At 39.3% G+C, this 21,323-nt stretch carries 23 protein-coding genes; 8 read left to right on the forward strand and 15 right to left on the reverse strand.

Features of this window, described 5'->3' with window-relative positions:
• Positions 1 to 58: 58 nt before the first annotated feature.
• From H5079_RS07475 to H5079_RS07485, 3 genes are all read left to right on the forward strand, one after another.
• Positions 59 to 655, forward strand: a complete 597-nt coding sequence (locus H5079_RS07475) for a DUF2726 domain-containing protein (RefSeq protein WP_011327249.1) — start codon at positions 59 to 61, stop codon at positions 653 to 655.
• A gap of 107 nt (positions 656 to 762) precedes the next feature.
• The gene (mtnN, locus tag H5079_RS07480; RefSeq protein WP_011327248.1) at positions 763 to 1,470 is read left to right on the forward strand and encodes a 5'-methylthioadenosine/S-adenosylhomocysteine nucleosidase; all 708 of its coding nucleotides are present in this window, start codon (positions 763 to 765) and stop codon (positions 1,468 to 1,470) included.
• Positions 1,471 to 2,415: a cobalamin biosynthesis protein gene (locus H5079_RS07485; RefSeq protein WP_089367778.1), complete on the forward strand. Its 945-nt coding sequence runs from the start codon at positions 1,471 to 1,473 to the stop codon at positions 2,413 to 2,415.
• Between the two features lie 95 nt (positions 2,416 to 2,510).
• Here H5079_RS07485 and tyrS read toward each other — a convergent pair whose 3' ends face one another.
• Complete coding sequence (gene tyrS, locus H5079_RS07490) at positions 2,511 to 3,710, reverse strand: tyrosine--tRNA ligase (protein ID WP_011327246.1); 1,200 nt, start codon at positions 3,708 to 3,710, stop codon at positions 2,511 to 2,513.
• 502 nt (positions 3,711 to 4,212) lie between these two features.
• Here tyrS and H5079_RS07495 point away from each other — a divergent pair.
• Positions 4,213 to 5,526 carry a peptidoglycan DD-metalloendopeptidase family protein gene (locus H5079_RS07495; protein ID WP_011327245.1) on the forward strand — a complete coding sequence of 438 codons (1,314 nt, stop codon included), beginning with the start codon at positions 4,213 to 4,215 and terminating at the stop codon, positions 5,524 to 5,526.
• Between the two features lie 94 nt (positions 5,527 to 5,620).
• Here the strand turns inward: H5079_RS07495 and H5079_RS07500 are convergent, their stop codons facing one another.
• The 5 genes from H5079_RS07500 to H5079_RS07520 form a co-directional block, all read right to left on the reverse strand.
• Positions 5,621 to 5,797, reverse strand: coding sequence for a hypothetical protein (locus H5079_RS07500; protein ID WP_011327244.1), 177 nt, complete (start codon positions 5,795 to 5,797; stop codon positions 5,621 to 5,623).
• Between the two features lie 26 nt (positions 5,798 to 5,823).
• Positions 5,824 to 6,795 (reverse strand): aldo/keto reductase family oxidoreductase, encoded by a 972-nt coding sequence (locus H5079_RS07505; RefSeq protein WP_089367777.1) that lies wholly within the window; start codon positions 6,793 to 6,795, stop codon positions 5,824 to 5,826.
• Positions 6,796 to 6,909: 114 nt separating this feature from the next.
• A complete protein-coding gene (locus H5079_RS07510) occupies positions 6,910 to 8,040 on the reverse strand; it encodes a sodium ion-translocating decarboxylase subunit beta (RefSeq protein WP_011327242.1) in 1,131 nt (376 codons plus the stop codon).
• Positions 8,041 to 8,053: 13 nt separating this feature from the next.
• Positions 8,054 to 9,835: a sodium-extruding oxaloacetate decarboxylase subunit alpha gene (gene oadA / locus H5079_RS07515; RefSeq protein ID WP_011327241.1), complete on the reverse strand. Its 1,782-nt coding sequence runs from the start codon at positions 9,833 to 9,835 to the stop codon at positions 8,054 to 8,056.
• A 12-nt stretch (positions 9,836 to 9,847) separates the two neighbouring features.
• A complete protein-coding gene (locus H5079_RS07520) occupies positions 9,848 to 10,093 on the reverse strand; it encodes an OadG family protein (protein ID WP_011327240.1) in 246 nt (81 codons plus the stop codon).
• A gap of 644 nt (positions 10,094 to 10,737) precedes the next feature.
• Between H5079_RS07520 and H5079_RS07525 the strand changes: the two genes are divergently transcribed.
• The 3 genes from H5079_RS07525 (at position 10,738) to H5079_RS07535 (ending at position 11,834) form a co-directional block, all read left to right on the forward strand.
• A complete protein-coding gene (locus tag H5079_RS07525) occupies positions 10,738 to 10,908 on the forward strand; it encodes a DUF1328 family protein (RefSeq protein WP_011327239.1) in 171 nt (56 codons plus the stop codon).
• 65 nt (positions 10,909 to 10,973) lie between these two features.
• Positions 10,974 to 11,165, forward strand: coding sequence for a hypothetical protein (locus H5079_RS07530; protein WP_011327238.1), 192 nt, complete (start codon positions 10,974 to 10,976; stop codon positions 11,163 to 11,165).
• Between the two features lie 201 nt (positions 11,166 to 11,366).
• A complete protein-coding gene (locus H5079_RS07535) occupies positions 11,367 to 11,834 on the forward strand; it encodes a YcxB family protein (protein WP_011327237.1) in 468 nt (155 codons plus the stop codon).
• Positions 11,835 to 11,884: 50 nt separating this feature from the next.
• Here the strand turns inward: H5079_RS07535 and csrA are convergent, their stop codons facing one another.
• The 6 genes from csrA to ribA form a co-directional block, all read right to left on the reverse strand.
• A complete protein-coding gene (csrA, locus tag H5079_RS07540; protein WP_011327236.1) occupies positions 11,885 to 12,076 on the reverse strand; it encodes a carbon storage regulator CsrA in 192 nt (63 codons plus the stop codon).
• A gap of 90 nt (positions 12,077 to 12,166) precedes the next feature.
• The gene (locus H5079_RS07545; protein ID WP_182683828.1) at positions 12,167 to 13,384 is read right to left on the reverse strand and encodes an aspartate kinase; all 1,218 of its coding nucleotides are present in this window, start codon (positions 13,382 to 13,384) and stop codon (positions 12,167 to 12,169) included.
• Positions 13,385 to 15,991, reverse strand: a complete 2,607-nt coding sequence (gene alaS / locus H5079_RS07550; protein ID WP_011327234.1) for an alanine--tRNA ligase — start codon at positions 15,989 to 15,991, stop codon at positions 13,385 to 13,387.
• Between the two features lie 19 nt (positions 15,992 to 16,010).
• Positions 16,011 to 16,463: a regulatory protein RecX gene (locus H5079_RS07555; protein ID WP_011327233.1), complete on the reverse strand. Its 453-nt coding sequence runs from the start codon at positions 16,461 to 16,463 to the stop codon at positions 16,011 to 16,013.
• Positions 16,463 to 17,251 carry a BPSS1780 family membrane protein gene (locus H5079_RS07560; protein WP_182683829.1) on the reverse strand — a complete coding sequence of 263 codons (789 nt, stop codon included), beginning with the start codon at positions 17,249 to 17,251 and terminating at the stop codon, positions 16,463 to 16,465. Before H5079_RS07560 ends, H5079_RS07555 begins: the two co-directional genes overlap by 1 nt.
• 13 nt (positions 17,252 to 17,264) lie before the next feature.
• The gene (ribA, locus tag H5079_RS07565) at positions 17,265 to 17,888 is read right to left on the reverse strand and encodes a GTP cyclohydrolase II (RefSeq protein ID WP_182683830.1); all 624 of its coding nucleotides are present in this window, start codon (positions 17,886 to 17,888) and stop codon (positions 17,265 to 17,267) included.
• A 254-nt stretch (positions 17,889 to 18,142) separates the two neighbouring features.
• Here ribA and H5079_RS07570 point away from each other — a divergent pair, with 254 nt between their 5' ends.
• Complete coding sequence (locus H5079_RS07570; protein WP_011327230.1) at positions 18,143 to 19,240, forward strand: energy transducer TonB; 1,098 nt, start codon at positions 18,143 to 18,145, stop codon at positions 19,238 to 19,240.
• A gap of 123 nt (positions 19,241 to 19,363) precedes the next feature.
• Here H5079_RS07570 and H5079_RS07575 read toward each other — a convergent pair whose 3' ends face one another.
• The 3 genes from H5079_RS07575 to H5079_RS07585 all read right to left on the reverse strand — a co-directional run bounded on the left by H5079_RS07575 (position 19,364) and on the right by H5079_RS07585 (position 21,124).
• Positions 19,364 to 19,825, reverse strand: coding sequence for a low molecular weight protein-tyrosine-phosphatase (locus tag H5079_RS07575; protein ID WP_011327229.1), 462 nt, complete (start codon positions 19,823 to 19,825; stop codon positions 19,364 to 19,366).
• Positions 19,826 to 19,879: 54 nt separating this feature from the next.
• Positions 19,880 to 20,533 (reverse strand): glutathione S-transferase family protein, encoded by a 654-nt coding sequence (locus H5079_RS07580; protein WP_182683831.1) that lies wholly within the window; start codon positions 20,531 to 20,533, stop codon positions 19,880 to 19,882.
• Positions 20,534 to 20,617: 84 nt separating this feature from the next.
• A complete protein-coding gene (locus H5079_RS07585; RefSeq protein ID WP_086993283.1) occupies positions 20,618 to 21,124 on the reverse strand; it encodes a DUF3087 domain-containing protein in 507 nt (168 codons plus the stop codon).
• Positions 21,125 to 21,323 lie beyond the last annotated feature (199 nt).

Genomic DNA, 21,323 nt, shown 5'->3' on the forward strand with positions numbered 1-21,323 from the left:
TTAGGCACGTTAATTGCTTTACTTAAGCAGTGTCAATTTGTTGTTATGGAGTTACCGTATGGAATTCGCTTTATTATCAATTTTAGTATTAGTTGTTGGGGCCTCTGTTGTTGCGTCAAAGTTTAACGATGATGGCGGAAACCCTTATCCTTTTACCCGCAAGCAAAATGTATTTACTCAAGTAGAAAGTGCTTTTTTAAATTTATTAGAACGCGCAGTGGGCGATCAGTATAAAATTGTTAGTCGTGTAAAACTAATCGACGTGATTGATTGCAAACAAGGTTTATCGGCAAAGTCTAAGCGTGCAGCAATGGCTAAAGCTAAAAATAAACAGCTTGATTTTGTGCTAGTCGATAAAGAAAAAATGACCATAGTGGCAGCCGTAGACTTAGTAAACAATGCCAATAAAGATGGCCATAAAGCACAACGCGACTGGTTTGTTAATGGCGCATTAGAGGCCGCTGGCATCCCGCATATTCGTATGAAAGTAAAATCAGGCTATCGCCCAAGTGAAGTACGCGACGCTATTATGTTTAAACTCGGCAAACCTGCGGCTACGCAAACAGCTCGCCCTATTCGTACCCGAGTTCAAAAACCAGCGGTGCTATCACCTTCTCAAGCTAAAGCGCACTCTACAGCACTAGCCGAAATTTAACGTAAATAACATAATAAAAAGCGAGCAAAGTAAAACTGCTCGCTTTTTTGTTTTTTAGCGCTAACTTCACGTATAATCAGCGCATTCAAACTCAGGAACTTAACACTATGAATGTTGGTATTATTGGCGCAATGGAGCCAGAAGTTAAAATTTTGCGCGAAGCAATGCAAAATCCACAAACTTTAACTAAAGCTGGTTTTACTTTTTATACCGGTGAATTAGCAGGTAACACAGTAACATTGGTTCAATCTGGTATTGGTAAAGTAGCATCAACTATTGCAACTACATTACTTATTGACAACTTCGCCCCTGATTGCGTAATTAACACCGGCTCTGCCGGCGGCTTTGATCCGTCATTAAATGTGGGCGATGTAGTTATTTCGTCAGAAGTTCGTCATCATGATGTTGATGTAACTGCCTTTGGTTACGAAATAGGTCAAGTACCACAAATGCCAGCAGGTTTTGCAGCACACCCTAAATTAGTGGCTGCCGCAGAGCAAACTATTGCGCAAATTAGTGACGTAAAAACCTTAGTTGGTTTAATTTGTACCGGCGACATATTTATGTGTGACCCAATACGTATTGAAAAAGCCCGTAGCGACTTTCCTACAATGCTTGCAGTAGAAATGGAAGGGGCATCAATTGCGCAAACCTGTCATACACTTAATACACCGTTTGTGGTTATTCGCTCGATGTCAGATATTGCCGGCAAAGAGTCGCCGCAGTCGTTTGAAGAATACCTAGAAACAGCATCAATCAATTCATCTAAAATGGTAGTGGCGTTACTTGAAAAGCTAACGGCAGTTTCACTGTAAATGCTCAGCAATATGGTTCAAAATCACTTGGACTTTATTGTATTTATAATGGCGCTCCTTGCTGAGCGCTTTTTACCACTTGTTAGTTGGTATCATCCTAACACCGCTTTAACGGCTATTTTTAGCGCTATTGGTAAGCGTATTTATAAAGCAGCAGAACCCAATAGCTATCAATATTTAGCCGCAGCCCTTGCCAGTACACTTATTTTAAGTGTGGTACTTATTATTATTGTATTACTACTGGAATTTGCATTTTACCCTGAATTACTCGCCGGGCTTATTTTATATTTATGCCTTGAGAGTAAAGCTATTGATAAAAAAGCACTACGTATTGCTAAGCTTACCAAACAAAATCAAAAATCTGCCGCCCGTGAGCTATTAAAGCCATTAGTAGCCCGAGATGTTACTAAACTCTCTGGTGCAGGCATAATTAAAGCCTTAATAGAGAGCCTAATATTACGTACTGCAAGATATTACTTTGTGGTGATATTTGTTTTTTTAGTACTTGGCCCTATTGCAGCGCTTGCCTATCGATTACTTACTTTAATTGAGCAGGCATGGCGCAGTAACATTAAACCCAACAGCCCTTTTTTAAAGCCGCTTAAAATTACCTTGTTTATTATTGAATTTATTCCTATGCGCTTATTGGCACTGACTATTGCAGCCAGTAAAGCGAGCAAGCTAAGCATGCATTATATAAAGCATTATGGCAGGCACTTTTATCAAACTAATACCGGGTGGCTTTTAAGCACTTGCTCTGCATCATTAGGCGTACAACTAGGCGGGCCTGCAGTGTATTTTGGCGAACGTTTTAACAAAATGCGTATTGGTACCGAACGCCTCCCTATTGCTGAGGACGTGCCGATTACTATTAATAGACTAAATCAAGCGCGGGTATTTTGGTTACTGGTCGTTGTTTGCATAGAAATACTTAAAAACATTTAGCTAAGGGCGAGTTACACACCTATTATTAAAAATACAAAAAATATAAGCACAAAAAAACCAGCCGTGGCTGGTTTTTAGCGTTTTACCGTTTAGCTTTACGCTACAGTAATATTTGCAAACTTACGCTTACCTACTTGGTAAATAGCCGTACTGCCTTTTGCTATTTCAAGTTTAGTGTCTGTAATTTTATCTTCGCCGTTGAGCTTAACTGCACCTTGCTTAATCATGCGCATTGCTTCTGATGTACTAGCAACTAAGTTAGCTTCTTTAAGCAAGTTAGCAATTAAAATGCTGTCTTGCTCAATGGTTACTGTTAGTTCAGGTATTTCATCCGGCAGAGCTTTTTTCTGAAAGCGCTGAATAAAGTCATCATGAGCTGCTTGTGCATCGGCTTCACTATGAAAGCGCGCAATAAGCTCTTTTGCTAACTCAATTTTAATATCACGAGGATTTGTACCTTGCTCTACACGCTCTTTTTGCGCGTTAATACCAGCAATCGACAGCCCGCTTAATAAGTCGTAGTAACGCCACATTAGCACATCACTAATCGACATTATTTTACCAAACATATCGTTAGGCGCATCGGTAATACCTATATAGTTACCCAACGATTTAGACATTTTTTGCACCCCATCGGTGCCCTCTAATAACGGCGTCATTATTACTGTTTGTGGTTTTTGGCCTTCGTCTTTTTGTAGCTCACGACCCATTAGCAGGTTAAAGCGCTGATCAGTACCACCGAGCTCTACATCAGCCTCAAGTGCAACCGAATCCCAACCTTGCACTAACGGATATAAAAACTCATGAATAGCAATAGACTGGCCACTAGCGTAACGCTTTTTAAAATCATCACGCTCTAACATACGCGCAACGGTTTGGCGTGCTGCAAGTTTGATCATTCCAGCTGCGCCTAAATTTTCCATCCAGGTAGAATTAAATGCGACCGTGGTTTTTGCAGGATCAAGAATTTTAAATACTTGCTCTTTATAAGTCTCAGCATTAGCAAGCACGTCTTCGCGAGTAAGCGGCTTACGCGTTACGTTTTTACCTGTTGGGTCGCCAATCATACCGGTAAAGTCACCAATTAAAAATACAACCTCATGACCTAAGTCCTGAAAGGTTTTCATTTTATTAATAAGTACCGTGTGACCTAAGTGTAAATCAGGCGCGGTTGGATCAAAGCCCGCTTTAATTTTTAGTTTTTTTCCAGATTTTAATTTTTCAACTAACTCATCTTCAATTAATATCTCTTCTGTACCGCGTTTTATCTCTGCAAGAGCGGTTTGTAAATCCACTGTGTGTTACTCCAAAAAATTCTGTTAACGAAGGGGTTAATTATTAATATGCTCGCGGCTTATTACTAGATAAGTAGCACTTTTAGAGTCAATAAACCTATGTAACTAAGATAGCAAATTATTACCTAATTAAAACAACTTTTTAAACGATAGCGTCACTAAATAAGGCAAAGCGGCATAAGTTGCATAAACGAGTAAAGATAACTGTTTGCAACACTTTAAAAACAGCACAAACAGCTGCAGCTTTGGTTTTTAAATTACTAACGTGATGATGCATCATTGTTTTATTATTTTGCTCAAAAATACCGCGGTTTAGCCCTAGTTCTAGATTAATAAAACACCTAGATCATAAGCTGCTTTAATACTAAGATGCCTATAAGCCCTGTGATTTTAGCTTAATTTAGCATTAGTTTAAATCTACAAAATACTAGTATTCGTACATTATTCGTTATATCCTGCAAGATAATCTATTAATTTTCTTGACAGCAGAAAAAGGCACGTTATGGTTCACGTGGTTCACACGCTCCCCAAAAAACACAAATTGCTTATTTTAGGCTTAGTTTCTGCTATTGCTGGCTTAGCTTTTCTCCCTTCTGAAAAAGCCACTGCATCCAAAGACAATAGTGAAAACACGCTAGAAATTGGCAAGCGCTATGAGTTACAAGTTAAAGTTGATGACAACGAAAAATTAACTGCGTTAAACTCAGAGCAAGCAGCAGACAAGCTGCCAGAATACGACTTTGTTGATCACCAAGTAAAAAATGGAGATAACTTAGCTATTATTTTTAAACGTGCTGGCTTTTCAGCTCAAACGTTACATAAATTAATTAACACTAACGCAGAAACTCGCAAACTTACTAAAATTCACCCGGGTGAAACACTGAGTTTTGCCACTGCAAAAGATGGCGATTTAGCACAGCTGCGTTACGTTATTTCAAAAACAGACACTTTATTTGTTACCTTAAACGATGAAGGGCAATACGACACTTCAATCGATAGTAAAGAAATAGAAACACTAACTAAAACAGTAGGCGGCGAAATTTCTAGTAGCTTTTGGACTTCAGCAATAGCTGCAGGTTTAAGCGAGCGCCAAATAATGAACTTTGCCGATATATTTGGTTGGGATGTAGATTTTGCTAACGATATTCGCAAAGGCGATGGGTTTGGTTTAATTTATGAATCTCACTATGTAGATGGTGAGTTTATTGGTACTGGTAAAATTATTGCTGCGGAATTTGTTAACCAAGGCCAGCGCTATGCTGCAATTCGCCACACTGACGGTAGTTTTTATACTCCTGAAGGGCGCAGCATGAAAAAAGCATTTTTACGTGCACCAGTTAGTTTTAAATATATAAGCTCAAGCTTTAACCCGCGACGTTTGCACCCAGTAACGGGGCAAGTTAGAGCGCATCGCGGTATAGACTTTGCGGCGCGCACTGGCACGCCGGTAGTTGCCTCAGGTAATGGTAAAGTTATTAAATCGGGTTACAGTAAATATAATGGTAACTATGTATTTATTAGCCATGGCACACAGTACGTAACTAAGTACTTGCACCTTAATAAACGCCTAGTAAAAACAGGGCAAAAAATTAAGCAAGGTGAGCAACTCGGTACTGTTGGCTCTACTGGTCGTGTGACCGGTGCCCACTTACACTATGAATTTTTAGTTAATGGTGTTCATCGTAATCCTAAAACCGTTAAATTGCCTAAGTCAGAGCCGCTGCCACGTGCAGAGCTTGCCAAGTTTAAGCCTATTGCTGATAACTTTATTGCCCAGTTAGAGCGCAACCGCGAACTACAGTTAGCACTTAAGTAACATTAAATCATTATTAAAAAAGCCTTTGCTAGGTAACTTGCAAAGGCTTTTTTGTACCTATAATTTTTTTGCCTATGAATAATAGACTGACACACTAATTCATTAATACATAAATTAGCTGTACCACTAACGATACCATTACCAGTGGCCATATATACTTACTGTATTTTTTAGCGCCATCTAAGCCTATTTTACTTTGATACTTTTCTAATAACGGAATTAATATTAACAATGCGACAAACAAGCTAATTAAAATAACGAATATATTCATAGTAATACCTTAAGTGGGGGTCTAAATTAGGGTAACTCGTGCCCTTTGGCGCTGACATATAATGCATACCAATGCTCTCGGGTTAATTCTATATTTACAGCGCTGCACGATGCAGCCAGTCGCTTAGCATTAGTTGTGCCTATTACCGGTTGAATTAATGCCGGATGGCGCAGTAACCAAGCCAATACAATAGCCTCGGCAGACGTGCTATAAAGTGCTGCTAACTTATTAACTAATATAGCGGTATTAATATCTGCAGGTGATGCATTTTGCAGCTGTTTTCCTGAATATAATCCTTGGCATAAGCTACCCCAGCTTTGAATTTGTATTTCCTGCTCGGTGCAATATTCTATAAAGCCGGGAGTAAAGTTAATGTCTTTGCCATCGCGGTTACCGACATATACCCCCTCATCAACCCAGGCTGATTGCTTTAAGCTTGCTTCAATTTGGTTGGCAACTATGGGCATATCAAGGGCTGTTTGTAAAAACTGTATTTGTTGCTGCGACATATTAGACACCGCAAAATGACGTACTTTGCCACTTTCTTTTAAGCGACTAAATACCTGAGCTACTTCTTCAACTTGTATCAAAGGGTCGGGTCTGTGCAGCATAAGTACATCTAAATAATCAGTATTTAACCGCTTAAGAGAGCCCTCTACTGATTGCTCAATCCATTGCTTTGATAAGTCGTAGCGCTTTGGCCCTTGCTCATCGGCAAAACGAATTCCGCACTTTGACTGGATATAAATTTGCTCTCTCAGCTCTGGGCGCTGCTTAAGGACTTGGCCAAACACCTGCTCAGCTTTACCAAATGTATAAATATCGGCGTGATCAAAAAAATTAATGCCACCGGCTATTGCTGTATCTATACAAACATGTGCCTGCTGGGTATGAGTATTAGTTAAGGGGTCTTTATTCCAGCCTCCCCCAAGTCCCATACAACCAAATATGAGCTTGCTAACATTAGGTAAATATTTTGCCAAAGGAGTGTCATGCATGCCGGCTATCCTTAATTAATTACAAGTAGCTTACTGTAACAAAAACAGTCAATAAATTAAGCATAAAAAAAAGCGCAGTAAACTGCGCTAATCGGTTGGATTTTAAAATTGATGTTAGCCAACAAGTGCTAATAAAATACCTGCTGCAACTGCACTGCCTAGTACTCCGGCAACATTTGGCCCCATTGCATGCATAAGTAAAAAGTTATGTGGATTGCTCTCAAGGCCTACTTTATTTACTACGCGCGCCGCCATGGGTACAGCCGATACTCCCGCAGCACCAATTAATGGATTAATCGGCGTTTTAGATATTTTATTTAACCCTTTAGCCATAAATACGCCCGAGGCTGTACCTATAGCAAAAGCCAGTGCGCCAAGCACTAAAATACCAATCGTCTCAACAGTTAAAAACTTATCTGCAGCAAGCTTTGAGCCTACAGCTAAACCTAAAAATATAGTTGTAACATTGATGATTTCGTTTTGAGCACTGTTACTTAATCTATCAACAACACCCGACTCTCGCATTAAGTTACCTAAACAAAACATACCAACCAGAGGTATCGCCGCAGGTAAAAACATTGCTGTTAAGCTAAGTACCATTAACGGAAAAATAATTTTCTCTTTTTTAGATACTTTACGCAGCTCTGGCATTTTTATTTGGCGCTCTTCAACCGTGGTTAATGCGCGCATAATTGGCGGCTGAATAATTGGCACTAATGCCATATACGAATAAGCAGCTACCGCAATCGCACCTAACAAGTCGGGTGCCAGTTTAGAGGCTAAAAATATAGCGGTTGGGCCATCAGCTCCACCAATTATCGCAATAGCCGACGCATCTTGCAGGCTAAATTCAAAACCAGGTACATAGTTAAGTAAAATAGCGCCAAACAAAGTCGCAAAAATACCAAACTGTGCAGCTGCACCTAATAGCAACATACGAGGGTTAGCAATTAGCGCACTAAAATCAGTTAACGCGCCTACTCCCATAAATATTAATAGTGGAAAAATACCGGTATCAATACCTACATAATACACATAATGCAGTAAGCCGCCGGGGTCGGATAAACCTGCCACCGGAATATTAGTTAATATTGCACCAAAGCCGATAGGTAATAATAATAGGGGCTCAAATTTTTTGGCTATTGCCAAAAACAATAATAAACAGCCTACCGCAATCATAATCAACGCTGGAAATGTAAAGTTAGCAATGCCTGTGGCATGCCAGAGGTTTAAAATACCATCCATCCTCTATTTACTCCTAAGCTAATGCAATCATAGCGTCGCCGGTAGTTACAGCATCGCCTTCACCAACTAACACTTCAGCAATTGTTCCGGTGTGCGTAGCGCGTATTTCAGTTTCCATTTTCATGGCTTCCATAATAATCACTACATCACCTTCATTCACAACTTGCCCTGCTTTTACCTTTATCTTAAAAATATTACCGGCTAAAGGGGCGTTAAGTGTTTCGCCTGATGCAACCGAAGCAGACTGAGGAATATGTTCTGAGTCTTTTAATGTAACTTCTTTAAGCTCGCCGCCTTGAGCTACAACAACGTCGTAAACCTTACCGTCTACTTTTACGCTGTATTGCTCAGCTTTAACGCTGTTGTTATTTGAAGCTGATTTAGAGGGAGCTTTATTACTTTTATCTTCAACACAAGGAACTGGCTCAAATGCATCTGGGTTGTTACGGTTTTTAATAAACTTCAAACCAACCTGTGGGAATAATGCATACGTTAGTACGTCATCAATTTGCTCATCAGCAAGAGTTAAACCTTGCTCTTGTACTTCTTTTAATAATTCAGCCTCAAGCGTTGCAAGCTCAGGTGCAATATTATCTGCAGGACGACAAGTAATTACCTCTGCTCCATCAAGCACACGCTCTTGTAGCTCTTTATTCATAGGTGCTGGTGTTAGGCCATATTCACCTTTTAATACGCCAGCTGTTTCTTTAGTAATTGTTTTATAGCGCTCACCCGTTAGTACATTAAGTACCGCTTGAGTGCCTACAATTTGCGACGTTGGTGTAACAAGCGGTAAAAAGCCTAAATCTTCTCGTACACGTGGGATCTCAAGTAAAACTTCATTAAGCTTATCTGCTGCGCCTTGCTCTTTAAGCTGGTTTTCCATGTTAGTTAACATGCCACCAGGTACTTGCGCGAGTAAAATACGGCCATCAACCCCTTTTAAGCTACCTTCAAATGCCGCGTATTTTTTACGTACATCTCTAAAGTAAGCAGCAATTTCTTCAAGGTGATTTAAATCAAGCTCAGTATCACGCTCAGTCCCTTCAACTATCGATACAATAGTTTCAGTTGCGGTGTGTCCGTAAGTCATACTCATAGATGAAATTGCGGTATCAAGCATATCAATGCCTGCATCAATCGCTTTTTGATAAGTCGCAGTACTTAAACCTGTTGTGGCGTGGCACTGCATTGCAATTGGAATAGATACAGTTTCTTTTAGTGCTTTAATTAGTTTTTCAGCATCGTACGGCTTTAATAAACCCGCCATATCTTTAATACAAATTGAATGACAGCCTAAATCTTCCAACTGCTTAGCTAGCGTTAACCACATATCAAGCGTATGAACAGGGCTTACTGTATAAGAAATAGTCCCTTGGGCATGTGCGCCTACTTTTATAGCCGCTTTAATTGCCGTTTCAAGATTACGTACATCGTTCATTGCATCAAATATACGAAATACATCAACGCCATTTTTATGGGCACGCTCTACAAATTTTTCTACTACATCGTCAGCATAATGGCGGTAACCTAATAAATTTTGACCGCGTAATAGCATTTGCTGTTTGGTATTTGGCATCGCTTTTTTTAGTGCGCGAATACGCTCCCAAGGATCTTCACCTAAATAACGAATACACGAATCAAACGTAGCTCCACCCCACGACTCAATAGACCAATAACCTGCATCATCAAGCTTTTTTGCAATCGGTAGCATATCGTCAAGGCGCATACGAGTTGCTAACAATGATTGATGCGCATCACGTAGTACCAGTTCTGTTAATTTTAATTTAGCCATTTAAGTGCTCCTTTAATTATTGTTTGTTTTGTACTGAGCAATGGCAGCACTAATTGCGGCGATGTGCTCATTAGGCACACCTTGTGATTTAAAAGACGGTGTTCTGGCAGGCATTGCAAGCTCAGGCTCTGCAAAGCGAGATACCAGCTTAGACATAACCGTAACGCAGGTAATTAATAATGACAGAAACACAAACACCCCCACCATACCGGTTAGCATTAAGTTGCTTGCTGTTGTAAGTAAAGCAGCGATATCCATTTTCCTCTCCTATAAAACTTATACCGAAATCAAAATAAAAAATCATTTTACGTAAATAATTATTCACCGAATAATAACAAAAAACAGTGTTTTGTCTATAGCCTGTAAATTGGTAAAACCAATTTAAACAAAACTAACATGCTATTAATTAACTTAACACTACAAAAAGGACTAGATACGCGCTATTACATAGATAATAAAAATAGTGAATATAAATAAAAGTTATATAGGCGACCTAAAAACCGTTAATAATGCACTTAAAGTAAAGCGTTAACAGTTCTATTAGCATAAAGTAATTTCACCACTGGCAATTGGTCTTACCAAATATATTTGTTAATTATTCAACCATTTAAATAGCCGCTGTTATTAAGCCCGCTATGCTCGTAAGTCTCGAACTGCAATTTAATAGCTCTTAAACTCAATTCTAAAAATCAATATGCGCTAACTTCTCTTATAAAAAACTAACATCCATAATCACTTGTATCAGTATGAATAAATTACATAGCAAAGCGTAAAACTTACCATTGAGTGCACGCTGAAATAACACAAATAAAAGCAAGCCATTGATTTAAAAGCAAAAAAAACAATGGCACGTAACTCGCATCATATCCATTGAGCAAATTTGATAAACCAAGGAGAATACAATGTTACGCTGGACAATCACTTTTTTAGTAATTGCTTTAATTGCTGCAGTGTTAGGTTTTGGTGGTATAGCAGGCGCCGCAGCGGGTATTGCAAAAATTATATTTTTTATATTTTTAATACTTTTAGTTATATCTTTAGTATCGGGTGCCCTACGTGGCAAAAAGCCCTAGGTAACAAACTAAAGTTTTAAACTAATTAAAAATCATTTAAATCAAAATTTACAAGGAATTACATTATGAATTCGACAACTTTAAGAGCAGCACTAATTGGCCTATTCGCAAGTTTATTTATTATGGGCTGTGAAGATAACCACGCAGAAGATGCTGGTGAACGTATTGACGAAGCAGTAACTGACGTGCAAAACAAAGTTGAAGATGCATGTGAAGAAGTAAAAGAAGGTGTAAATGCAGAAGAAACTAACTGTTAATTCTTCTAATTTATTAAAAAAACGGCTCTAAAATGAGCCGTTTTTTTATGTGTGTAATAAAATAATATCTAAATTAAAGGTTGGATCTGATAAATAATAAACGCCAATATCTTTATCTATTATGCAGTTATTTATTATATAACTGCGCATTTACTGGTTAGCTTGTTAAAATGCATATAACTATGTTTTAAGAACTTCTATATGACACTTACAACAACCTACACGCTTGATAAGCCTTATTTTTATGAGTGCTTTGACGAATCAGTTGCGCATAGCAAGCGCGCGCAACCAAAATACTTTTTATTGGCGCTATTAGTAGCACTCGGTTTATTTGGAATTTATGGTTTAGACGATCATTACCTAGGATCTTTTCTGATCATGGTTGCGGTACTCGAATGTATTGCCTTTTATTATCGCCGTCCTTGGTGGGTTACTAGACAAATGCTAAGCAAAGCCTCGGGGTCTGAGGTCACCCTTACCTTTGACGAAGAAGGGATTAAATCGAGTAACTTTTATAAAAACACCCAACTTCTGTGGTCAGATATTAACGAAGTTATAACCACAGAGCGCGGCATACTATTAAAAAACAAAAAAGGTATGCAGTATATATCCAAGCACATATTAACTGCCGAAACACTTAATTTTATACACAAAAAAGCCACTCAGTGAGTGGCTTTTGGCAATAACTCAGTATGTAACTAAGTTATATACATTGCTGATTAAGCATTGCCAGGTTCAGGGTTAGACTTTTCAGCTTGAATACGCATGTAAATCTCTTCACGATGCACTGAAACGTCTTTTGGTGCGTTAACACCGATTCGAACTTGATTCCCTTTAACACCTAGAACAGTAACGGTTACTTCGTCACCGATCATTAGGGTTTCACCTACTCTACGAGTTAGTATTAGCATTCTTTTGCTCCCTTGTTCCAATAAAATTATAAGATTCCGCTAAAACATTTTAATGAAAATTAGACTAAAAAGTAAGTAAAACCTATCAATCTATTCATTTTCTGTTAAAAATATCTTATGTAATGCACGAACAGCCAACTCTAGGTATTTTTCATCTATTAAAACCGATATTTTAATTTCTGATGTAGACACTAAAATAACATTAATATTTTCTGCAGCTAATGCATCAAAAAATAAACTAGCAACACCCGAATGTGACTTCATACCCATACCAACAGCAGACACTTTAGCCACTGTTGTTAACCCAAAAATATTTTGTGCTGTTAACTGAGCTTGCTGCTCTGTTAAAACGTCTAATGCGTGTAAATAATCATTTGTGTGTACAGTAAAAGCATAGTCTACTTTGTCAACATTATGATTAACTTGATTAATCATATCTATTTCGATGCCATTATCTGCAAAAAGTTTCAAAATCTTTGCAAGATATTGTGTACCACTAAGTACACCCTCTACATTTATTAAACATTCATCACGATTAAACGCAATACCCGAAACGACATTACCAGGCATATCGCTCGCCTCAAAACTAATCAATGTACCAGCATCAGGGTAAAAACTTGATAGCACCCTAAGTGGCACATTGTGCTTTCCTGCCGCTTCAACTGAACGAATATGCAATACTTTAGCCCCTAAACTTGCTAACTCTAGCATTTCAGCAAAGGTAACTTGGCTCATTCGTCGTGCATTAGGTTCAACACGAGGGTCTGTAGTATATACGCCGTTAACGTCGGTATAGATCTGACATTCGTCAGCTTTTATTGCTCCAGCAATTTCAACCGCCGAAGTATCGGTACCGCCACGCCCTAATGTAGTTACATTTCCTTCAATATCACGGCCCTGAAAACCCGCAATAATTGCAATACGGTTATGCTCAAGCTCATGTTTTAAACGCGTTGCAGCTACATCTGTAATACGGGCTTTGCCAAACATATTATCGGTTAAAATATTAACCTGATCGGCTAATAAACTCACAGCAGAATGACCGCGTTTAATAATAGCCATAGCTAATAAAGCCACCGAAACCTGCTCGCCGGTGCTAATTAATACGTCAAGTTCACGGCTACTTGGCCGAGTATCTATTTGTTTGGCGAGATTAATTAAGCGGTTGGTTTCTCCCGACATAGCCGAGAGCACTACAACCACTTGATGGCCTTGTTGTTTAGTTTTAACAACAAGGTCGGCAACCGCTTCAATTCGCTCTATTGAACCAACTGAAGTGCCACCGAACTTTTGAACAATAAGTGCCACTTAAGCTTGTGTTTTCTCAGTAAACCAAGCTGTTACACTGTCTAATGCTGCAGTTAGGTTTTCTGGCTCAGAGCCACCCGCTTGTGCCATATCTGGACGGCCGCCACCTTTACCACCTACTTGGCTGGCCATATGGTTAACTAGCTCACCGGCTTTAACTCTACCGGTTAAATCTTTAGTTACACCTGCAATTAAGCTCACTTTATCATCGCTTGCAACACCTAGTGCAATAACACCCGAGCCAATTTTGTTTTTAAGATCATCAACCATACCACGTAACGCTTTTGACTCAGTGCCCTTAACGTTGGCTATTAATAGCTTAATACCGTTAATTTCTACTACTGAATCAAGTAATGAGGCACCCGCAGCACTTGCTAGCTTATCGTTAAGTTGCGCAATTTGTTTTTCTAGCTGTTTTGATTTATCAAGCAACGCAGTTACTTTTTCAAGTACTGACGCGCTGTCGGCTTTAACTACAGCAGCTACATCATTTAGCTTTTGCTCTTGCTCACTCACGTAGGCAATCGCGTCAGCGCCGGTTACCGCTTCAATACGACGAACACCCGCAGCAATACCGCTTTCAGATACTATTTTGAATAAACCAATATCACCTGCGCGTTCAACATGTGTACCACCACAAAGCTCAATAGAGTAGTCCCCAATAGTAACTACACGTACTTCGTCATCGTATTTTTCGCCAAATAGCGCCATTGCACCTTTTGCTTTAGCGTCATCTATTGCCATAAGCTCGGTACTTAACGCAAAGTTACAACGAATTTCATCGTTTACTACACGTTCAATTTCGCGTAATTCTTCTTTGGTAACAGCTTCAAAATGTGAAAAGTCAAAACGCAAACGCTCTGCTTGAACTAGCGAGCCTTTTTGACCTACATGTTCGCCTAATAATTGGCGCAGTGTTTCGTGTAATATATGCGTAGCAGTATGGTTTTTCTTGATGCGTTCGCGGCGTGCGTCATCAATTGTTGCTTCTACTTTATCGTTAAGACCAATACGGCCTTGTACTATACCGTGGTGTGCAAATGCATTACCTAATTTAGTCGTGTTAGTTACTGTAAACTCGCCACCAGCAACGCTAATTACACCTGTATCACCAACTTGGCCGCCCGACTCTGCATAAAATGGCGTACGGTCTAGTATTACAATGCCTTTTTGGCCATCTTCTAGTAATGAAACCGACTCACTGCCAGCAAACACTTCAACCACAGTCGCACTATGGCTAGTGGTGGTGTAACCTTTGTAAGTTGTTTGTTTGTCTGACTTTAATTGATCGTTATAATCGGCACCAAATTTACCGGCCTGCTGCGCTGTTTTACGCTGCACCGCCATGCACTCTTCAAAGCCTTTATTATCAATCGTCATTTGACGCTCACGCGCCACATCTGCAGTTAAATCCGCAGGAAAGCCATAAGTATCGTAAAGTTTAAATACTAAGTCGCCAGGAATTACATCACCTTTAAGGTCGCTTAAGCTTTCTTCTAAAATAGCTAAACCACGCTCTAGCGTTTTACCAAACTGCTCTTCTTCAATGCGTAATACTTTTTCAATAATTTCTTGCTGCTTTGCAAGCTCTGGGTACGCTTGGCCCATTTGCTCAATAAGTGCAGCTACTAATTTATAGAAAAAGGCACCTTGTGCACCTAATTTATTACCATGGCGAACAGCACGGCGAATAATACGACGTAGTACATAACCACGGCCTTCGTTAGATGGCATAACCCCGTCAGAGATTAAAAATGCACACGAACGAATATGATCCGCCACTACGCGTAGTGATTTATCGTCCATGTCTTGTGCGTTAGTAACACTTGCAGCAGCGGCAATTAAGCCTTTAAATAAGTCAATTTCATAGTTTGAATGAACGCCTTGTAAAATAGCAGCAATACGCTCAAGCCCCATACCTGTATCAACCGATTGCTTAGGTAGTGGCAGCATAGTTCCGTCGTTTTGACGGTTGTACTGCATAAATACTAGGTTCCAAATTTCGATAAAGCGATCGCCATCTTCCTCAGGTGATCCAGGAGGACCGCCCCAAATATGCTCGCCATGGTCGTAAAATATTTCAGAACACGGGCCACACGGACCGGTGTCCCCCATTGACCAAAAGTTATCTGCAGTGGCAATTCTAATAATGCGATCTGCAGGTAAGCCTATATCGTTAGACCAGTAGTTAAACGCTTCTTCATCGTCATGGTAAATAGTAACTAACAGTTTTTCTTTAGGTAGCTTTACTTCCTCTGTTAAAAACTGCCACGCAAATTTAATCGCGTCTTGCTTGAAGTAATCACCAAAACTAAAGTTACCTAACATTTCAAAAAATGTATGGTGACGCGCAGTATAACCAACGTTTTCTAAATCGTTATGCTTACCGCCAGCACGTACACAGCGCTGCGAGCTAGTCGCACGCGTATAAGGGCGGCTTTCTGCGCCTAAAAATACATCTTTAAATTGCACCATACCGGCATTGTTAAATAACAAAGTGGCATCGTTACCCGGTATAAGCGAGCTTGAAGGAACAACTTGATGTTGTTTGCTGGCAAAAAAGTCTAAAAACTGTTGTCTAATTTGTGCGGTAGTCATGTGCTGCATGTGAAGGTCTCACCCGTATTTACTGTGCTTGCATTGCAAAATCGATTTCATCGTAGCTAAAGCCTCTATACATTAGGTAGCGCACGCGCTTGGCCTTGTCTTTGTACTCGAGGTCTGCCGGTGTATTTGAATATTTTTTATTGTACGCATCCTGCGCCAGCTCAAACCAATCTACTTCAAGCTCTTCAATTACTTTTTCAAGTAATGAACGGTCAATCCCTTTGCCCATAGCTTCGCTTTGAATGCGCCTTAAGCCATGGCATTTAAATATGTGTTTTCTAACAAAGCCTTCACAGTAACGTTGCTCGTTTACAAAATTGTGCTTTTCGCACCAATCAAGCAAGGTTTCGATAAACTCATCTGTGGCTTCTTTTTTTTGTAATTTGAACGTTAATTCTCGGCGTGAATATTCTTGCCTTGATAACAACCAAAGTACATAGTTTTTTAATTTCTGCTTTAACTTATCATCCATTAAGCGTCAAAACGCCCACTAGACTCACTACTTAATGGCGTAATATTGCTATCGTCACTTGGTGGTACAACCGGCATAAAAATAGCTTGATAAGATACAAAAAAGCTAATGTAGCAAATAGGCATTAAAACCAACAAGGGTAAGAACGATAAAAACATCGAAAGCACTATAAATAACCCGCAAATAATAGCATAAACGCTTAGCGGTAAAATATTATAATAAAACACCATAAAGGAGTTTTTAAGAGTGCTAAAAATACGCTGTTCTTTATTAAAGTAAACTAATGGAACCGCGTAAGCGAATGCAGTTAAATAAACAGACAACGCTAATAAAAATAGCACCACGCTTGCCATAGAAATACTCTCTAACATTTGGCTAATTGCTATATTAGGATCTAAATCTGGCTGCGCCATAACCGCAATTGCATCGGCAAATAAACCGTTTGCTAATAATGCCATTAAAATACCCGCACCCATTTGGTACAAAGCCAAACGCAGTAAACCTAAACGATTACCTTTAGTGGTAATAGGCTTGAGAATATCAGCGAGCATAATTTTACCGCCTTGCTGCTTAGTAAGCACAGCCTGATAAAATCCTGCGGTTAAAAATGGCGTAGCTAAAGCCGCTACCACTTGTAATAGCGGTAAAAATAACGACAACAGGCCAACAATACCAATAAATAAATGCATAAAAATAAAAGTAAGCGGCTGGGTTTTAAAAATAAGCCAGCCCGCTTTAAACCACTTTAGGGCAGCATCGGCCTTAAAAACTCGTAATTGTGTAGACATAGTTACTCTTAATTTAAGGTTTTTTAATTTTTTTGATATCTAACATGTGCGCGCCATGTTTAATTTTGGTTTCTAAATACGCTTTATTACCCGCAACACCGGCTTTAATGTGTGCGTGCGTACCCACAACCGAATCAACCGTAATACCAGCATCTCTTAGTGCATTAAGCTTTTTAGGGTTATTGGTCATTAATTTAACGTGGGGTAAATTAAGCGCATTTAGCATTAGCACCGCATCCGAAAAATCACGTAAATCATCAGCAAAACCTAAATGATTATTTGCCTCATAAGTGTTCATACCTTGCGACTGCAACACGTAAGCATCTATTTTATTATACAAACCAATACCACGACCTTCTTGGCGTAAATACAATAAAATACCGCCTTGCTCGTGCATCATTTCAATACACTCATTTAACTGCTCACCGCAATCACAACGCGACGAGTAAAATACATCACCCGTTAAACACTCTGAATGCATACGAATAAGCGGTACATTTTGCTCTGTATCAGCGTTGTTAAACACCATAGCAATATGTTCTTTGCCATCTTTTAAATCAGTAAACGAGATAATTTCAGCGGGAATATCACTGTTCTTGCCAACATTAAGCTGAACTCTTGCTCTTACTTGCGCCACGACAAATCCAAATATTTAAATAACTACGACACGATAATGAAGTGATATTATCACAAAAGAATACAAAAAGATCGAAATCCAAGGGTATTTATTGCAATTATATGGCGACGAGAAGCTTAATTATCAATGCATAATTACAATATATAATTCTCACTAAAGCCCTTACTGTTTACCTTTATTTACATCAATTCATGACTAATTATAAGTAAATTGTTAATGTGTTAAAAAGTATAATAATTATAATATGGAACATTATGAAACCACATAAACTCGCCTTACTGCTTAGCCTTAACCTTTCAGTTATTACTGCATCGGCTTTTGCAAGCGAAGCTACAAATGCAAACACTGCATTTTCTCAAGCGTACCAAAATTACTTAAGCGCCGTAGATACCAACGAAAACATACAACAAGCTGCCAAACTCGCTTACTCTTTAGGTGCTAAAGTATATGGCGATAACGCAGATAACACCGCAAATTTAGCCATTAATTACGCTAAAGCTATCAGCGGATTTAACCAGGAAGACGAAGCTAAACGCTACGAACTGTATAAACAGGCGTACAATATTTTAGCTAACAATCATGGTGAAAGCTCAGTCGAGACAATAGACGCCTTACTAGGTATGGCAAGCAATACTAAATCAGCGCGTCAGGCCGATAGCCAATTGGAACGTATAGTTGATATAGCAAAAGAGCTTAAAAAACCAAGATTTGTAGCCGACATGCAATTTGCTGCAGCCTCTTTGTTAGTTAAAAAGTTTGTGCCAGAAAAATACCGTTCTGCTAAACACTACGCCGAAGAAGCTGACGAGTATTACCAAGCAAACTTACCTGAAAACGCTGTAGAGCGTATCAAATCAGATTTTTTAATGGCCTCGTTTGATGAAGGTCGTAAAAAATATGATTCAGCAATTACAAGGTTAAACCGCATAGTCACCGTATTTGATAATAACTTAAGCTACGATCACAGCGCCGAGCTAAGCGCTCACTCTAAGCTTATAGCACTATACGAAAAGCAAGGCGAAAGTGAGCAAGCAACTAAGCACTGCTTAGCTATTGCTAAAATGGTGCCTTGGGAAGAAAGCCAAGAACAAACCCCGCTTTATCGTGTTAATCCTGACTACCCTATGGGCAAAGCACGCCAAGGTAAAGATGGCAGTGTAGTTATGGAGTTTGAAGTAGACACCGCAGGCTTTGTTAAAAACGTGAGTGTGCTCGATTCAAATGGCGGCGTAACCTTTGAGCACTCGGCAAAAAAAGCAGTAGAGCAATGGCGCTATGCTCCTAAATTTGAAGATGGCATACCTGTAACAGCAAAAACCCAAGTACGGCTCGACTTCAAAATTAACCGATAACTTAGTGAACTACCCAGCGACTAAAGATCACAGGGTTTTCTCGCTAAATAATCATAAATTCTCTAATAAAAAAGGCGCAATTTAGCGCCTTTATTAATTCACTATAACGCACAAAGCCATTACTTAAACATTGGCTGTTAATTTAGCTAATATTTTATCACTTGCTGCTTCAATTAAATCTAGCACCTTTTCAAAACCATCGTCCCCACCATAATAAGGATCGGGAATAGCACTTACAGCCTGCTCACCAAACTCTAAAAACAGTGCAAGCTTATACTGTAAATGTGCTGGGCAACGCTGAGTTAAATCGGCTAAATTTTGTTTGTCGGCGGCTAAAATCAAATCGAATTCAGTAAAATCACTACTGCGCACTTTACGCGAATAAATCCCTTTGAAGCTATAACCTCGTTTTTCGCCCGCCTGCATAGATCGGCTATCTGGTGAATTGCCTTCGTGATGACCTATAGTACCGGCCGAGTCAACTTTAACGGTAATACCTAACTGCTCAGCACGTTTTTTTAATACCGCTTCAGCTGTAGGCGATCGACAAATATTACCTAAACACACAACCAGTATTTTTTTCATAGAGCCTCCCTCTAAACTAAACGCTGTTAATTACTGAACTAAATAACCTAAACACTATTGCATTGACGCAAGCATAGCCTGCTCACTTTGTAATAAATTTTGCATTGCTGGTAATGCTTTTACACGCTCAAAAAGTGCAGCTAAATTTGGCCAGCGCTGTGCATTAATCTGCTCGCCCGCATGCTGCATATTGATTATCTGCGACGCAAACGCTATATCAGCAAGGGTTAACGTGTTACCTACAAAGTAATCATTATGACCTAGCACGCCTTCAAGGTAGTCAAAGTGCGGTGGTAACTGCTCATTCATAGCCAACTTTACTAAACTTTCATCACATACTTTTTGCATACCTAAATTAATTACTCGCTGTTGAAACACAGTAAAAGTAGTTAATGGGGCAAGTTCATAATCAGCATATTTTTCTAACCAGCGTACCTGAGCAGTCTGCTCGACAGTGTCGCCAAGTAATGCTGTATTCCCTGTGTATTTATCATCAAGGTATTGGCAAATAACACTCGAATCAGCCAGCACTAAATCACCATCTTTAAGCGCTGGTATACGCCCTAATGGATTTAACTCAAAAAACCAAGCCGGTTGATTAAACGGCGACACTATTTCTAACTTATAATCTAACTGCTTTGCAGCCAAACACAGACACACCTTGCGTACATAAGGAGAAAGAGGTACGCCATAAACAATTAAACTCATGTTAAACCCTTATCAGAAGAAAAAAGCGCAACTAATACGCTAATTAAAAAGCTATTTAATACTTAAAATCGTTTTAAAATTGCTTTAAAAGTTCTTTAAAATACTTGCATCATAGTCATTGGCATCAAGTGTTAAATTATACTTAGCCGCCACACTATCCAGCTCAGCTTGCTTAATTGCTAAGTCATCCATAGTGATTGTATTGTCATCGAGCTGCCATAACAATTTAGAGCCCGCGTAACTGTAATGAATAGCCAATAGCGCATCACTATTACCTTCACGCCCTGCTGCCTTTAATTTCGCCATTTTACGCGTTATTTTATTAAGCGCTTGTTTAAGCTCCCACACATACACCACTTCAATCATAAACGGATGCGTGCGGTATTTATTAAGTAACCACGCAAGCCCTAATGCGCTAATAACAACGCCCGTTACGTTCCAATGAAAGTGAGTGCCGCTCTCATCAGGAAACAAAGCAATCAGCGTTTGCGATATAGCTAAGCTCCCAACAGCTAAACCCACAGCACAACCGGCAATAACACGGTTTAAATGCTTACGATAACGCGCTTTATTTATTTCAATGAGTTGCATAACAGCCTAAAATTAAGTGAACAAAATATAACTGCCGCCATTGTAACTAAACAATCCACTTATCGAAAAATCTATTTGCGTTCTTTTTGATTTAACAACAGCATTAGTGCTATTAGCCCTCTGCAACGTTAGGAGCTGTTAATCAATGGTTAGCCAACGAATTAATTTGCACTGCGTCTAGATGCGTAGGATAGTAACC

The organism is Pseudoalteromonas sp. SG44-5 (genome assembly GCF_014164175.1).
Classification (GTDB): domain Bacteria; phylum Pseudomonadota; class Gammaproteobacteria; order Enterobacterales; family Alteromonadaceae; genus Pseudoalteromonas; species Pseudoalteromonas nigrifaciens.